We start from the raw sequence: 15,602 nt of genomic DNA, 5'->3' as shown, positions 1-15,602 counted from the left end.
GCCGGGCGCCTCAGCGGTAGTCAGCGGTAACTGTTTGGGCGATTCCGTCGAGTCGGATCAGTCCGCCGTGGGGAAGGATCCATTGGGGTCGGGTGTGGCCGAAGGGAACTCCGACGCAGACGACGGCGTTCGGGTTGTACGCGCTGACCTGTTCGATGATCGCCTCCCGCTGTTCTGCCCTGAGCCGGGCTCGTTCTTCCGCCGCCGGGACCGGTTCCCCGAGGCAGCTTACCGGCGGGCGGGCGGCCAGCACGCCGGCGGCGGTCTCAAGGATTCCCCTTTCGCCCAGCGCCCGCACCCATCTCCGCACTTCGTCTGCGGCTGGCAGCTCCTCGCTGGTTTCGAAGAGCAGGATCGCCCCTTCGAGGTCGGCCACAGCCGGCATCCGGTCAGCCATCGCAATCTGGTCAATGACCTCCAGGCAACCGCCCCACGACCGTCCTTCCACAACCTTCTTGGGACCCGACCAGGACCAAGGCTCCGTCGCTTCACGGTCACCGAACCGGGTCAGAGCGCGGGGGTCCGTCCAAGGGATGCCGTAGTCTTCCGACTCGCCAGGATCGGCTAACTCTATGGTTCCGCCCTCGATGAGTGCGGCGCGAAGCGAGGCCAGGTGCACGTCATCCACGCGTGGGCCTGCGCCCAGGTGTACCTGCGTGGAACCGCCGTAGAAGCTGGAAATCCCGAGGCCCCACAAGAAGTTGTGCAGGTTCATGTTGTCGCTGTAGCCGAGGAACGGCTTCGGGTTGTCGGCGATGACAGCGGCGTCGAGGTGTTTGATGACGGTGATCTGGTCGTCACCGCCGATGGTCGCAAGTACGGCCCGGATCGTTGGATCGGCGAACGCCGCAGTGATGTCAGCGGCCCGCGCCTGGGCGCTTGCACCCAGTTGCCGGGTGGTCGGGTACTCGACCGAGATCAACCCGGTGATCTCCGTCAAGCGCTTCATCGCCTGTTCATGAACGGCTTCTGAGACAGCTGGTGCGGCAAATGCCGGGGAGAGTATCGCAACGCGATCGCCCGGGCTTACCTTCGCTGGCGCAGTGAGGTTCTTTGGCGTCATCTGATCATTAGAGCAGTCAGCCATCGGATCCGGTCGCCTCCACGCCGGTCCGAACGCGGCGCTGCTAGCGTTTGTCGCGTGGATGCATACACCTGGCACGTGCCCGCTCCGTCCGAAGGGGGCAGGACCTGGACTCGCCTTGCCAAACTTGTCGCAAGCAACGAATTCGTGCTGCACGGGTCGCAGACACCGGGCCTAACGTTGCTTGCCCCAAGGGCGCCAGTCGACTCCAGCCCTGACGAGTTTTCCAAGACGACCGCCGTCTACGCGACTGAGGACCCGTCCTGGGCGGTCGCGTACGCGATCCGTTCATCGGCATGCCGACGTTTCCTGAACGCCTGCTTCTATCCAGGCGCCGTGGCCGGAGGATGGTCCGAACGGCGGATCTTCCTCTCGTACGCTGCAACCGAGGACGGCCAGGCTCCAACCAGGGCGGGGGTGGTCTACGTTCTTCCGCGGAACAGTTTCACAAGGATGCCCAGCTACACGGATCCCGTTCTTGGCCCGATTACCGAGTGCCAGTTCATTAGCACCGAGCCTGTTCCTGTCCTGGCCGAAATAGCAGTTGAACCCCAAGACCTGCCGCTCACTCCGGCGCTCCACGACTTCGAGGCCGTGTCCGGCCGCGCTTCTGCCATGCCTACGGGATTCCCTTGGCTCGGCTGAAGAGTCGTTCGTCTCCGACGCGTGCGTAACCCGATCCCGCCGTCGGGCACTTGCCGTGTCGGCAACCTTGGGAGGTTGCTCCGGGCGAGGCTGGGCGTTGGAGCCGGCGCTGAAGAGGCGATTGGTTAGGATCGGCGTCGAACGAGTCGGCGGGGGCCCGGCCATCCACCCGAGTCACGTTCAGCTTCGGGTCTTGAGATCACCAGGGTGTGCCTCGCAGATCGATGTCGCCGTTCGGCCACTCGCTCGCGTCGCGGGTCGACGAGCAGATAAGCGTTGGCCCTCCTTCGGACACGATGACCGAGCTCTGGTCCGCTCGGGACAGACACCGTGCAGTGGCACGCACCTGAACCCATCCCGCCGACGCGTAGAAGGGGACCACCTCTTTTCGACATCCGAGGAGACCAAAGTCGGCTCCGGCTTCGTCGCGCATCGCCACTTGGGCGTGACGCATCGCTCGGCTGCCGAGGCCAAGACCTCGAAAGCGTAGATCCACCAGCACGCCTCCTGCCCCAGCCACAAGGATGTCGCTGGCGCCTACCGAAATCACCCGACGCTGAAAGCCCACGTGCGCCGCCAGTTCAGACCCCCGGAACGCCAACACATGGAAATCCGCCGGCGAGTAGCCGTACGGCGCGTCGGGATCCCACCGGCCGTGGTCGCTTAGGTACTCACTGTCGAAAAGCACTTCCAGGGCCGCAAGTTCCCTCCTGCTGAGATCTCCATGCCGCCGCAGCTCCAGGGTTTCATTCATTGTCCGAGCCTATGCCTTCGTATCGGGAACCTGGACGCACCGGCCCGAGTGGCCGTGCTTCGGATCCCGGATCACCGCGTTCCCCAGTTGGGCACAGACCGCGAACTGGGACGCGCCGGACGACAATTTGGCGCGTCCCGCGGCGGGCAAGTAGAGGCGTTGGACTCAGACCGGCTGATCGAGGCGGACGGGCATGAGGATCGACAGGGTGCCGTCTCGGTCCGGGTTACGGATGGCCACCGGCGCAATCGGATCGTCCAGACCGAGGGTGAGCTGGCTGCCGGTGCCGAGCGCCTCCAGGAGGAACGCGCGGTTCACCCCGATGACCAGCGCGTCGGGGTCGCCGGATGAGCCGACCTCGACCCCCCCTTGAAGTGATGCTGAGTCGGCTGACGTCGTAAGCGACGCCGTCGTTGTCTCGAGTGAAGGTCTCGGTCGTACCCGCAGTTAGTGCGGCTCTCAACGCAGCGGCATCCACGGGGACTTCGCGGTTGCCGAGGCCGAGCCAGCTGCGATACGACGGGAAGTCGACGTCGGCGAGCTCCGCATGGATGGTGCCGGCATCACCGGTCAAGGTGATCGTGTCGCCGGTAACGACGACGTCCAGGAATCCCGTGTGGTTACCGGCGAGCAATTCGTTAACCGCTGCCGTGGGCAGAAGCACATGCAGTTCGGCCTGCTGCGACATGGGTACCGTGCTGGCGGCGAGTCGGTACCGGTCCGTAGCAACCACACGCAACCGGCCGGGCTCGCTGTCGAGGAACACCCCATTCAGGCGCAGCTGTTCTGGGTCGTCACTGATGGCATACCGAACTTCTCCGAGCGCTCGAATGAGTTCGGCGGCAGCCAGCGTGCATCGGGTCATGGTGATCTCCTGGTGTTCTAGTAGTTGATGAACGATGGAGATCTCCCTGCGGGCGTCGGCCAGGCCTGCTTCCAGCCGTCCGAGATGAGCTGCCACGATCGGCCGAGCCCGGGAAGGTTCGGCCAGGATCGTCCGGATGTCATCCAGCGGAAGGCCTACCCGCCGCAGGTGCGCCGCCAGCCGGGCGTGAACCACCTGACTCGGATGATAGAAGCGATACCCAGAGGAAGGGTCGACCACCGACGGCGGCAAAACACCGGCGCCGTCGTAGAAGCGCAGGGCGCTCACTGGCAGCCCGCTGAGTGCTGCCAGCCGGCCGATGCCGAGCAATTCGTTCTCCATGTATGCACTCTCCCGTCTCTACCTAGTTGAGGGTCAATCCCGAATATTCTTCGCATTTCCCTGCTTGCCCCGCGGAGGATCTTCGCGTCTAGCCTTGCGGAGGTACGAGATTAATACAGTGATGAAGAGAAGCACTGTGCAGCCAATGAGGGCCCAGGACAAAATGTGCGTGCCGCGGGTTCCGCTGATCGTAAAGAGTTGACCGGTAATTATCAGTGCACAAGTAACAGCGACCGAGATGACTGCGGTCTTGGTGGGTTGTCTTCGCGTTCGGGCCATGACCGGAACCCTACCGGGCAGGTTTTGCATCTCTAGGGCAACACGAACGCGAGCCGCTGTTCTGGCGCCCACACGTATGTGTCATCGCACCGATAGCCCCTTAGCCACGGCCGCCCATCCACGACACGGAGGTAGAAACCCTTGGGCTACTCCACGCCCTTGCTCAGCGGTTCGGAGGCGACGTGGATCGCTCCGGTCGGGGCGCGGCCTGCGGACAGGACGGAGTCCGGCGCGTTGGGCTGCTCCGTAATCGCCAATCGGAGGTAAGGGCCCGTCACCACGGGGCAAAGTTCGAGCCCTTGGTTCCTCGCCGCGGTGAAGACCCGTGACTGAATGGCGCCACGCTCAAAGCCAAGCTCCCCCACCGTTCGTTCCACGATTCGTATGCTTCGAGCCTCTGGAGCGTCGAAGGCGGGGTGGTCGAGCAACGTCTCGGCGTGAACATTGAGCATGACGTCCGCTGCGTGCAGTAAGTGTGTGAGCTCAGCTCGCGAGTGGCTCCCCACTTGAACCACGAAACCGTCACCATGAACTGTGCTGACCATGCACCGATTCTCCATCACTACCCATGGATGACGCCTCATCGCAGTCGCAGTTCTTAGGCCAACTTGCGCCAATCGGCCGGGCCGGCCTTGGCGATCTCCTCGTCATTGAGCGTGGCGCTGATATAGGGGCTCTGCGTCGCAACCGGAGCTAAACTCGGGATTGCCAGCTTTTTGGGGGCGTTTCTACGCGGTACCCGTAGCGTCGCACTGTCGGATACGGCCTGGGGTGACACGACTGCAAAAGGGGAAGCAACAGTGAGCGACCTGAAGCTAACACTCATCATCCTCGTCATAGTAATTTCCGCGGCAGTCGTCGGGGCCGTCTTGGGTCAGCTTTTCCCGCGGTCGGGCGTGCTGTATATGGTTCCCACAGGAATCGGTGTCGGCATATCCGTTCGCTTATTCGCACGACATCTGGCGCGCAGACGAGAGAACTAGATGTACTAACCCGGGACGTTAGTGACGCGGCTGGCGGGTGAGGCGCCTTTGAGGGCGGTGTGTGGCCTGTGGTGATTGTAGTAGTCGATGAAGTCCTGGTAACAGGCTTGGCGTTCTGTTTCTGACCGGTAAGGGCGCGCGTAGGCCCATTCTTCCTGGAGGATCCGGTTGAAGCGTTCGACCTTGCCGTTGGTTTGTGGCCGGTAGGGCCGGGTGCGTTTGTGTTTGATGCCTGCGTCGGCAAGAACTGCGGCGAACGCACGGGACCGGTAGCAGGAGCCGTTGTCGGTGAGTACCCGCTGAATTCTGACGTCGTGGGCAGCAAAAGCGGCGATGGCGTTGCGCATGAACGCGGACGCTGTGGCCTGGGTTTCGTCGGGAAGGATCTCGGAATAGACGAACCGGGAATGGTCATCGACTGCATGGTGAATGAAGGAATAACCCCGGACCTGCCCGCGGTCCGTGCGGCGGCCCTCGGAGAGGTTCCGGGCCCGGGAATTCGCCTCACCTCTGACGCGCCCATGGATCCGGTGTCCACCGCCGTTCGGGATCCGGCCCACCTTCTTTACGTCCACATGGACCATCTCGCCGGGCTGGGCGTATTCATAGCGGCGGGCATGGTCCCGGCCACGGACCCGGGCCCCGGTGGCCGGATCGGTGAACCGCAACGGCGGACAGAGGTACCGCGTCAGGATCCGGTGAACCGTCGAGATGTTCAGGTGCAGGTGATACGCGATCCGGGCCGGACCCCAGCGCCTGTTCACCCGCAGTCCCAGCACCCGCCGCTCCGTGCGTACGCCGGTACGGTGAGGGCAGGAACGCGGCCGGCTCCGGCGGTCTTCCAAGCCCGCTTCGCCGTAGTCCCGGTACCGATGGGACCAACGAGCTGCGGTCGGCACGGAGACATTGAACCGTTCAGCCGCCCTGCGCAAACTCCAACCATCATCAACGATGCATCGAGCCAGCCGAAGACGGCCCGAATGGGCCAGAAACGCGTTACGGTGGGACACGAGGACCTCCTGGATTGTGTTCGCTCTCGACAAGCACCACACAACACCCGGAGGTCCTCTTATTGCGTCAAATCAAACCACGTGTCATCAACGTGCCGGGACAATACATCTAGCCAGCACCCGCCCGTCCGGCCCACCCGGCGGCGGACCGCGGAACCGAAATGTAGACTGGTTCCTGGCATCCGCCGTCGAGGGCCCTCACGGGACCCGCGGACGACGGCGCCGCGCGCGAGTGGTGAAATTGGCAGACACGCAGGATTTAGGTTCCTGTGCCTTCGGGCGTGGGGGTTCAAGTCCCCCCTTGCGCACTGAACAAGACCCCGGTCCTCGGACCGGGGTCTTGGCGTTTAACCGCCGAGCCGGCCTCACCCTCCGGTCATCAAACCCCGGAACTACGGGCTGAAAGAGGGCAACATCTGCTGCCCGGACGGCCCGCCGGAAAAGAATTTCTATTCCCCACCCATCCCTTTCCGCTGAGCGCCCGAATACCCATTGAGACACCAACCAAGGGTAGGTGCCCACCAGTCGGAGAAAAGCCACAGCGGCAAAGATGTTCGCTGCAGGCAATGAAATCGGCACAACAAAGGAGAATCGAAATGCAGACCATCAAGCGCACGACTTTCGCCGTTGCAGGTATCGCTGCCGCAGCCATGCTCAGCCTCACTGCCTGTGGCGGTTCCAGCACGGGATCCGCTTCCTCGGCCCCGGCTTCCTCGCCGTCGGGCTCCGCCATGGAATCCAGCATGGCGCCGTCGCCGTCCATGTCCTCCTCCGCCGCAGCGATGGACCCGGCCGCTGACCTCGTCGGCTCCGGCTGCGCCGCTTACGCCGCCCAGGTTCCCGACGGCAAGGGTTCGGTCTCCGGCATGGCCCTGGACCCGGTGGCCACCGCCGCCTCCAACAACCCGATCCTGACCACCCTGACCGCCGCCGTTTCCGGCAAGCTCAACCCCAAGGTCAACCTGGTGGACACCCTGAACGGCAGCGAATTCACTGTCTTCGCTCCGACGGATGACGCGTTCAAGAAGATCGACGCCGCCACCATCGACAAGCTCAAGACGGACGATGCCCTGCTGAGCAAGATCCTGACCTACCACGTGATCCCGGGCAAGATCAGCCCGGCCGAGATCGTGGGCACCCACAAGAGCGTCCAGGGCGGTTCCGTGACCGTGACCGGCAGCAAGGATGCGCTCAAGGTTGACGGCGCCAACGTGGTCTGCGGCGGCGTCAAGACCGCCAACGCCACGGTCTACATGGTCGACTCGGTCCTGATGCCGAAGTAGGCAACACCCAAGCCCTCCTGACCCGGATCCAGCCTGACTCCCTGGATCCACCTGGAGAAACGAAGGCCCGCACCGGATGGTGCGGGCCTTCGCCTGTTCCGGGGCCCGCTCCGCCGGCCCACCGTGGCGGCGGCCCTGACGGGAATCCGGCGCACCGGTCAACTAGACTGGGGCTGTTCCGCAGCCGGCGGCCTTCCCGTACCCCAGAGGTGATTCCAACAGTGCCCAGCAGTACCCTGCCCACCAGTACCGGACCCCGCAGGCGGTTGCGCCGCGTCGCTGCCGGTTTGGGCGCGGTCCTGCTCATGCTGCCGCTGGCGTCGTGCACCGGAACACCGGGCCCGACGCCGCCGCCGTCGTCCTCTGCCAGCGCTTCGGCCGCCGCCCCCACCGCCACCTTCACCTTTGGCACCGCCTCGCGCCCGCTCGGCCTGGATCCGGCCCTCGTGTCCGACGTCGACTCGTACCGCATCACCCGCCAGATCCTCGAGGGCCTGGTCGGCGTCGACCAGACCAGCGGCAAGCCCACCCCGCTGCTGGCAACGGAGTGGACCACCAGCGGCGACGGCCGCGCCTACACCTTCAAGCTCCGGGAGAAGGTGACGTTCCAGGACGGCACGGCCTTCAACGCGGCGGCCGTGTGCACCAACTTCAAGCGCTGGTTCAACTTCTCCCCGGCCCTGCGGAAGCAGGCGCCCGGCACCACGTTCAAGGGCGTCTTTATGGCGCACGCGGACCAGGCGTCGCTGTCCATCTACAAGGGCTGCACCGCGCTGTCGGCGAACAGCGTCCGCATCGACCTCACCCAACCGTTCACCGGCTTCCTGCAGGCGCTCACCCTGCCCGCCTTTGCGATCTCCTCGCCCAAGGCCATGGCCGCGCACTCCGCCGACGTGCTCAACCAGAGCCGCGAGGGCCAGCCGGTCTCCGCCTACGCCCTGCACCCGGTGGGGACCGGACCGTTCGTTTTCAGCTCCTGGGACAACAACACTGTCACCCTGGACAGCAACAAGGGCTACTGGGGCAAAAAAGGCCAGATCGGCACCGTCCACTTTGTCAGCTACGACCACCCGCAGACCCGGATGCAGGCGCTGCTGGACGGCAAGATCGACGCCTACGATTCAGTGACCGTCGGAAACTTCGACCAGCTGGTCAAGCGCGGCAAGCAGATCATCCAGCGCGACCCATTCTCCGTCATGTACCTGGGCATGAACCAGCAGGTGCCGGTGCTGCGGAACCTCAAGGTCCGCCAGGCGATCGAAATGGCCCTGGACAAGGACACCCTGATCCGGAAGTTCTTCATTGACAACACCGCGGCGGCCTCCCAGTTCGTTCCGCCGAAGCTGAGCGGCTTCAACAACAACGCACCCTCGCTGGGGTACGACCAGAACAAGGCCAAGGAACTGCTCGCCGACGCCGGCTACAAGGGCGAGGAACTGAAGTTCTACTACCCGCTCAACGTCGCACGCCCCTACCTTCCGACCCCGGAGAAGGTCTACGCCGAGATCAGCCGGCAGCTCACCGCCGTCGGGCTCAACATCAAGCCTGTTCCGGTCGAATGGTCCGACGGCTACCTCCAGAAGGTCACCTCCCCCGGGGACCACGCCCTGCACCTGCTCGGCTGGAACGGTTCCTACGCGGATCCGGACAACTTCGTGGGCCCGCTGTTCGGTGAGAACACCGGCGAGTTCGACTACCAGGATCCGCAGGTGTTCTCCAAGATCTCCCGCGCCCGCGGCCTGCCGGACGGCAAGGAGCGGACCGAGCAGTACCAGACCATCAACGCCCAGATCGCCGCGACGGTGCCTGCGGTGCCGATCGCGTTCCCGATCTCGGCGCTGGCGCTGTCCGACCGGGTCCTGAAGTACCCGGCGTCGCCGGTCCTGAACGAAGTTTTCACCAACGTCGAGTTAAAGCCTTGACGGCAGGGCCCAATTTCAGTTAGTGGGCCGTGCGGGGATATTCTGTGACAGCCAGAGCCGCTGCTATCGGAGACTGATTGTGACTTTCATTTCCAAGACCCAACATGCCGACGTCGTCCTGATTGGCGGCGGCATCATGAGCGCCACGCTGGGCGCTTTCCTCAAGCAGCTGGAGCCGAACTGGACCATCTCCCTGTTCGAACGGCTGGACCAGCCGGGCCTGGAAAGCTCCGACCCGTGGAACAACGCCGGCACCGGCCACGCCGCCCTGTGTGAGCTTAACTACTCCCCCGCGGCCAAGGACGGCTCGGTGGACCCCTCGAAGGCCCTGCACATCAACGAGCAGTTCCAGCTCTCCCGCCAGTTCTGGTCCCACCTGGTCACCAACTCCCTGATCGGCTCCCCCAAGGGCTTCATCAACACCGTGCCGCACATGAGTTTCGTGGTCGGCGACGCCAATGCCAAGTTCCTGCGCACCCGCTACGAGGCGCTCAAGCCGAACCCGCTGTTCCGCTCCATGGAGTACTCCGAGGAGCACGCCCAGATCGCCAAGTGGGCGCCGCTGATCGTCAAGGGCCGCGACCCGAAGCAGCACATCGCCGCCACCCGCGCCGCCGAGGGCACCGACGTCGACTTCGGTGCCCTGACCCGCGAGCTGACCGGCTACCTCGGCAAAAACGGCGTGGAGATCAACTACGGCCACGACGTCACAGGTATCAGCCGGGCCTCCGACGGCCGCTGGGACCTTGCGCTCAAGCACCCGCGTTCCGGTGAGCACGGCTCCATCCACGCGAAGTTCGTCTTTGTCGGCGCCGGCGGCGGCGCCCTGCACCTGCTGCAGGCCTCCGGCATCCCGGAAAGCAAGGGATTCGGCGGCTTCCCGGTCTCCGGCCAGTTCTTCCGCTGCACGGACGAGACCCTCGCCGCCCAGCACAGCGCCAAGGTCTACGGCCAGGCCTCCGTGGGCGCCCCGCCCATGTCCGTCCCGCACCTGGACACCCGGTTCGTCAACGGCAAGCGCTCCCTGCTCTTCGGCCCGTACGCCGGCTTCTCCACGAATTTCCTGAAGAACGGCTCCTACCTGGACCTGCCGCTGTCCATCCGCCCCTCCAACATCATCCCGATGCTGGCCGTGGCCAAGGACAACATGGATCTGACCGCCTACCTGGTCAAGGAAGTCGCCAAGCGGCACGGCGCCAAGGTCGAGGCCCTGCGGGAGTACTACCCGGAGGCCAAGGACGGCGACTGGGAACTCATCACGGCCGGCCAGCGGGTCCAGATCATCAAAAAGGACCCGAAGAAGGGCGGCGTGCTGCAGTTCGGCACCGAGGTCATCGCCGGACGCGACGGCACCATCGGCGCCCTGCTCGGCGCTTCCCCGGGCGCCTCCACCGCCGTGCCGATCATGATCGAGCTGCTCCAGAAGTCCTTCCCGAAGAACTTCAAGGGCTGGCAGGCCAAGCTCAAGGAGATGATGCCCGGCTACGGCGTCAAGCTCAACGAGAACCCGGACCTCGCCGCCAAGCTCGAGGCCGAGACGGCCGCGGCACTGCAGCTGGAGCCGGTCAGCGCCACCCGCTGAAACCCTTCCGGGTTGCGGCACGTTGTACCCCTTGACGTCATGCGTTGACGCCTGCCCGTAGACCCTCCAGGAGACCATAAGATGTTTCGGCTGGCCCAGCTCTCGCTAGCAAACCGGGCGCTGATCGCGCTGATCACCGTCTTCGCGTCGGTCTTCGGGGTGATCACGATGACCTCGCTTAAGCAGGAGCTCATCCCGTCCATCGAGTTCCCGCAGATCACGGTCATCACCTCGATGCCCGGGGCCTCGCCGGAAGTGGTGGACAAGCAGGTCAGCGGGCCGCTGGAGACGGCGCTGAACGGCGTAGAGGGGCTGGAGTCGACGACGTCGACGTCGCGCAACGGCGTCTCGCAGATCACCCTGGCCTTCACCTACGGCTCCAACCTGGACCGCGCCCGGAACCAGATCGACCGCGCCATCTCCAACGCGAAGCAGGCACTGCCCAAGGACGTCCAGCCGCAGGCGATCGCCGGCAGCATCAGCGACTTCCCGATCGTCTACCTCGCGGTCTCCTCCGACAAGCCCTTGAGCGAACTCAACACGGACCTGGCCCGCCTGAGCGTGCCCCGGCTGCAGAAGCTCGACGGCGTGCGCGGCGCCGAAGTGACCGGCGGGGCCACCCAGCACATCAAGATCATGCCGCGGCCGGCGGCCATGGCCGCCTCCGGCGTCACCATCGCGTCCATTTCCGAGGCGCTGAAGAACAACGGCAGCCTGGTTCCGGCCGGCAGTATCGAGGAGCAGGGCAAGACGCTCTCGCTGCAGGTCGGCAGCCCGGTGGACTCTCTCGACGCGGTCAAGTCCCTGCCGCTGGGCGGCGCCCGCAGCGCCGCGACGATCGGCAGTGTGGCGGACGTGAGCATCACCGAGGACGCCCGCACCTCGATCACCCGCACCAACGGCAAGGAAACCCTCGCCGTCTCGGTCACCAAGAAGCCCGAGGGTGACACGGTGGGCATCTCCCACGCGGTGAAGGACACCATCCCGCAGCTTGAGGCCGAGCTGGGGTCCAACGCCAAGTTCACCCCCGTCTTCGACCAGGCTCCCTTCATCGAGAAGTCCATCAAGGACCTCACCACCGAGGGGCTCCTGGGACTGGGCTTCGCCGTCGCCGTGATCCTGCTGTTCCTGCTCTCGGTGCGCTCCACGCTGGTCACGGCCGTCTCCATCCCGCTGTCCCTGCTGATCACCTTTATCGGGCTCTCGGCGACCGGGTATTCGCTGAACATCCTGACCCTTGGCGCGCTGACCATCGCGATCGGCCGGGTGGTGGACGACTCGATCGTGGTGATCGAGAACATCAAGCGGCACCTGAGCTACGGCGAGCAGAAGATTACCGCCATCCTCACCTCCATCCGCGAAGTTGCCGGCGCGATCACCGCGTCCACGCTCACCACCGTGGCGGTCTTCCTGCCGATCGCCTTCGTGGCCGGACTCGCCGGGGAACTGTTCCGGCCCTTCGCGCTCACCGTGACGATCGCCCTGGTGTCCTCGCTGCTGGTCTCGCTGACCATCGTCCCGGTGCTGGCGTACTGGTTCCTGCGGACCCCCGCGGACAAGGCGGGCACTGCCGTCTCCGAGGCCTCCGCCCGCGAGACCGCCGCCAGAGCCCACGAGGCCGAGCAGCGCAGCTTCCTGCAGCGCGGCTACCTCCCGGTCCTGACCAAGACCCAGCGGCATCCCATCATCACCCTGGTCGCGGCCGTCCTGGTCCTCGGCGGCACGGTGGCGATGTCCCCGCTGCTCGCCACCGACCTGCTGGGCCGCTCCGGCGAAAACAGCATGACCGTAAAGCAGGCCCTGCCCGCCGGCACCAGCCTGTCCGAGGGCAGCGCCGCCGCCGTCAAGGTCGAGAAGGTGCTGCGCGGCATCGACGGGATCAAGGACGTGCAGGTCACCACCGGCAACGCCCAGTCCGGTTTCTCCGCGCTGCAGTCCACCGGGGCGGCGAATTCCAGCTTCACCGTCGTCACCGACGAGTCCGCCAAACAGGGCCAACTGCAGGACACCGTCCGCAGTGAACTCGCCAAGATCTCCGGCGCCGGCAAGATCACCGTCGGCTCCCAGCAGGGCGGATTCGGTACGACGTCGACGGTGGACATCACGCTCAAGGCCGCCAGTTCCGCGGACCTCAAGACCGCCAGCGATGCCATGGTCAAGGCCATGGACGGCGTCCCCGGTTCCTCCGAGGTCAGCACCAACCTGGCCGCGAGCCAGCCCGTGGTCCAGGTCAAGGTGGACCGCGCCAAGGCCGTCGCGGCCGGCTTGAACGAGCAGCAGGTCGCCGGCGTGCTGGCGTCCACGATCAGCCCGGTCCCGGCCGGCACCGTCCGGATCGGCACCAACGACTACCCGGTCCGGATCGGCGAAGGCACCCGCTTCACCAGCATCGGCGCCGTCCGGGACCTCCCGCTGCCGACGGCGCGGGGCCCGGTTCCGCTGTCCTCGATCGCCTCCGTGGAACAGGTCGACGTCCCGGTCTCGATTACGGCCAGCAACGGCCAGCGGACCGCGCGCGTGTCCGTCACGCCGTCGGGCGGCAACCTCGGGGCCGTGAGCACCGAGGTGCAGGCCCGGCTCAAGTCGGTCCAGCTGCCGCCGGGCGTGACCGCGGAAATCGGCGGCGCCACCACGCAGCAGGCCGAGTCCTTTGGCCAGCTGGGACTGGCGCTGCTGGCCGCGATCGCCATTGTCTACGTGATCATGGTGGCCGCGTTCAAATCGCTTGTGCAGCCGCTGATCCTGCTGGTCTCGATTCCCTTCGCCGCCACCGGCGCGATCGCGCTGCTGCTCGTGACCGGCGTCCCGCTGGGGCTGCCGTCGCTGATCGGCATGCTGATGCTGGTGGGCATTGTGGTGACCAACGCGATTGTGCTGATCGACCTGATCAACCAGTACCGGCAGCCCCGCAACGGCGAACCCGGCATGAGCGTGGCGGACGCCATCACGCACGGCGCCCGGCAGCGGCTCCGGCCGATCCTGATGACCGCGCTGGCCACCGTGTTCGCGCTGACCCCGATGGCGCTGGGCCTGACCGGCGGCGGCGGTTTCATCTCGCAGCCGCTGGCCATCGTGGTGATTGGCGGCCTGATTTCCTCGACCCTCCTGACGTTGATCCTGGTGCCGGTGCTGTACCGGCTGGTGGAGGGCCGGCGCGAACGCAAGGCCCTGCAGAAGGCCAACGGCGGCAGGGCCGCCCACGGCCGCCGGGCCCAGCCCGCGCCGTCGGAGGCCGCGGGGTCCGGCGCCGGGGCCGGGACCCCGGGCCGCGCCGGCGATGCCCGCCCGGCGACAGGCAGCAGGGACGATGACGAGCGCGACGACGAACCGGACGAGGCGCCCGCCCTCCGGCACTGACCCTCTCCCCCGCTGATCACTCCGGGGTACAGCCGTTGGGCAGCTTCCCCGGTTTCTACTTATGGATGGGTTTGGTCAGGTCGAGGCTGATGGTCTGGCCCGGGGCCAACTCCCCGGCGGGCAGGTCGGCGAAGGTGAACCAGACGCGGTCGGTGCCGGTGAGCGGGCGGTTCGCCGCATCCAGATTCGCTAGCTCCGATATTCCGAACCGGAAGGAGATCTGGCGTTCGGTGTCCCCGGGTGCTGTGGTGTAGGTCTGGGGAATCCCGGCGGCGTCGGCGGTGAAGGCGCCTTGGGCGCCGTCAATCTTGAGCTCTCCGGGCATGAGCCTCACCCTGGTCCCCGCGGGGATAGGCCGGTCTGCGATCAGGGACGGGTTGTACTGCAGCAACTGCTCCGTGGTGCATCGGAATTTGTAGCCGAGGCTGTCGAAAGAGTCGCCGTCGACGGTGGTGTAGAAGATGGTCTGACCGAATGAATTGTTGACGCTCGTTCCTCGACCGGATCGACTGTCGACGGGATTTTTCTGCAGCTGGATGCGGTTCCCCGCACGGACGAAGTAGACGTTGCCCTTCTCGTACACGTACGGGACCTTGTTCGCTTCCGCTAACTGTTCGCCGGTGAGCCCAAACCTGTATGTGATCCCGTCGAGGGTGTCATTGGGTTCAATTGTGTAACTCGTGGGGATGCCGTCCTCGTCGACGACGGCTGCACCCTTCGCCCCGACGATCGGACCCGGAGCCGGGATCAGTCGAAGCTTAGTGCCAGCCAGCAGGGGTGCGCCTTGGTCGAGGCCATTGAACTCGGCAAGTTTCTCCTCGGTGATGCCGAAGGACGCGGCCACTCCCGCCGACGTGTCACCGGAGACTGTGGTGTAGTAGTCCGCGTTCCCAAACGAATCGGTAACAATGGGCCCCGCGAGGGAAGACGTCCCGGTACCGGCCGGCGTCGCCGTCGCGGTGGCCTCTGCGGCGGTCGGAGCCGCTGCCGTGATGTCCGGACGTGTTCCTGGGTTCGAGACGATGACTATGCAGGCCGCGACCGCGGCGACCGCAAGCCCCGCGGCGGCGAAACGCCCCCAATGACGTTTGGCCGGCACGCGGTGGAAGTCGTCAACGGATCCGCCGACGGCGATCTGAGTGACGTCGGAATTCATGAACGACAGCGACCGCTGGCGGCTGAGGATCAGTTCCTCCTCGGTGATCGCGAGCGCAGGGTCGGCGGCTGAAAGCAGGTCGGCGGCGGTCTTGTCCGGGCTCATTCTGTCGTTCCTTCTGTCACTGTCTGCTGCTGAAGTATTCGGCTTAGTTCCTTGCGTGCCCGGTGCAGGCGCATTCGCACGGCAGCCGCTGATGTGTCGAGGAGGTGGGACAACTCGACGGCGGTGAGTCCGTCCCAGTACGTCAGCAGTAACACCTCCCGCTCCTTCGGGGCCAAGCGGTCGATGCCATCCCGGACGGCGGATTCCTCGGCGGGCGCCCCGTGGATGCGCTCCA

Annotated in this window: 10 protein-coding genes and 1 tRNA gene; 5 read left to right on the top strand and 6 right to left on the bottom strand. The window is 65.5% G+C overall.

Annotated elements, in window-relative coordinates:
- Positions 1-10 precede the first annotated feature (10 nt).
- From ABIN76_RS08295 to ABIN76_RS08275, 5 genes are all read right to left on the bottom strand, one after another.
- Positions 11-1,063 carry a S66 peptidase family protein gene (locus ABIN76_RS08295; protein WP_346959233.1) on the bottom strand — a complete coding sequence of 351 codons (1,053 nt, stop codon included), beginning with the start codon at positions 1,061-1,063 and terminating at the stop codon, positions 11-13.
- A gap of 865 nt (positions 1,064-1,928) precedes the next feature.
- Positions 1,929-2,483 (bottom strand): GNAT family N-acetyltransferase, encoded by a 555-nt coding sequence (locus ABIN76_RS08290; RefSeq protein ID WP_346959232.1) that lies wholly within the window; start codon positions 2,481-2,483, stop codon positions 1,929-1,931.
- A 226-nt stretch (positions 2,484-2,709) separates the two neighbouring features.
- A complete protein-coding gene (locus ABIN76_RS08285; protein ID WP_346959231.1) occupies positions 2,710-3,690 on the bottom strand; it encodes a MerR family transcriptional regulator in 981 nt (326 codons plus the stop codon).
- A gap of 425 nt (positions 3,691-4,115) precedes the next feature.
- Positions 4,116-4,346, bottom strand: a complete 231-nt coding sequence (locus ABIN76_RS08280; protein ID WP_346959230.1) for a hypothetical protein — start codon at positions 4,344-4,346, stop codon at positions 4,116-4,118.
- 611 nt (positions 4,347-4,957) lie between these two features.
- A complete protein-coding gene (locus tag ABIN76_RS08275) occupies positions 4,958-5,962 on the bottom strand; it encodes an IS481 family transposase (protein ID WP_346958000.1) in 1,005 nt (334 codons plus the stop codon).
- Between the two features lie 226 nt (positions 5,963-6,188).
- Here ABIN76_RS08275 and ABIN76_RS08270 point away from each other — a divergent pair.
- From ABIN76_RS08270 to ABIN76_RS08250, 5 genes are all read left to right on the top strand, one after another.
- Positions 6,189-6,270: transfer RNA gene (locus ABIN76_RS08270), tRNA-Leu, on the top strand.
- A gap of 288 nt (positions 6,271-6,558) precedes the next feature.
- Positions 6,559-7,245, top strand: coding sequence for a fasciclin domain-containing protein (locus ABIN76_RS08265; protein ID WP_346959229.1), 687 nt, complete (start codon positions 6,559-6,561; stop codon positions 7,243-7,245).
- Between the two features lie 305 nt (positions 7,246-7,550).
- The gene (locus ABIN76_RS08260; RefSeq protein ID WP_346959318.1) at positions 7,551-9,167 is read left to right on the top strand and encodes an ABC transporter substrate-binding protein; all 1,617 of its coding nucleotides are present in this window, start codon (positions 7,551-7,553) and stop codon (positions 9,165-9,167) included.
- 79 nt (positions 9,168-9,246) lie between these two features.
- Complete coding sequence (locus ABIN76_RS08255; protein ID WP_346959228.1) at positions 9,247-10,749, top strand: malate:quinone oxidoreductase; 1,503 nt, start codon at positions 9,247-9,249, stop codon at positions 10,747-10,749.
- Positions 10,750-10,830: 81 nt separating this feature from the next.
- On the top strand, positions 10,831-14,106 hold the full coding sequence (locus ABIN76_RS08250; RefSeq protein WP_346959227.1) for an efflux RND transporter permease subunit: 3,276 nt from the start codon (positions 10,831-10,833) through the stop codon (positions 14,104-14,106).
- Positions 14,107-14,161: 55 nt separating this feature from the next.
- On the opposite strand, the gene ABIN76_RS08245 is transcribed toward ABIN76_RS08250, so the two are convergent.
- The gene (locus ABIN76_RS08245) at positions 14,162-15,367 is read right to left on the bottom strand and encodes a LysM domain-containing protein (RefSeq protein WP_346959226.1); all 1,206 of its coding nucleotides are present in this window, start codon (positions 15,365-15,367) and stop codon (positions 14,162-14,164) included.
- Positions 15,368-15,602: the final 235 nt, after the last annotated feature.

This window comes from uncultured Arthrobacter sp., from assembly GCF_964021775.1.
Classification (GTDB): Bacteria; Actinomycetota; Actinomycetes; order Actinomycetales; family Micrococcaceae; genus Arthrobacter.
Note: the sequence above shows the minus strand (reverse complement) of the source record. Positions and strands in the feature narration are given on the sequence as shown.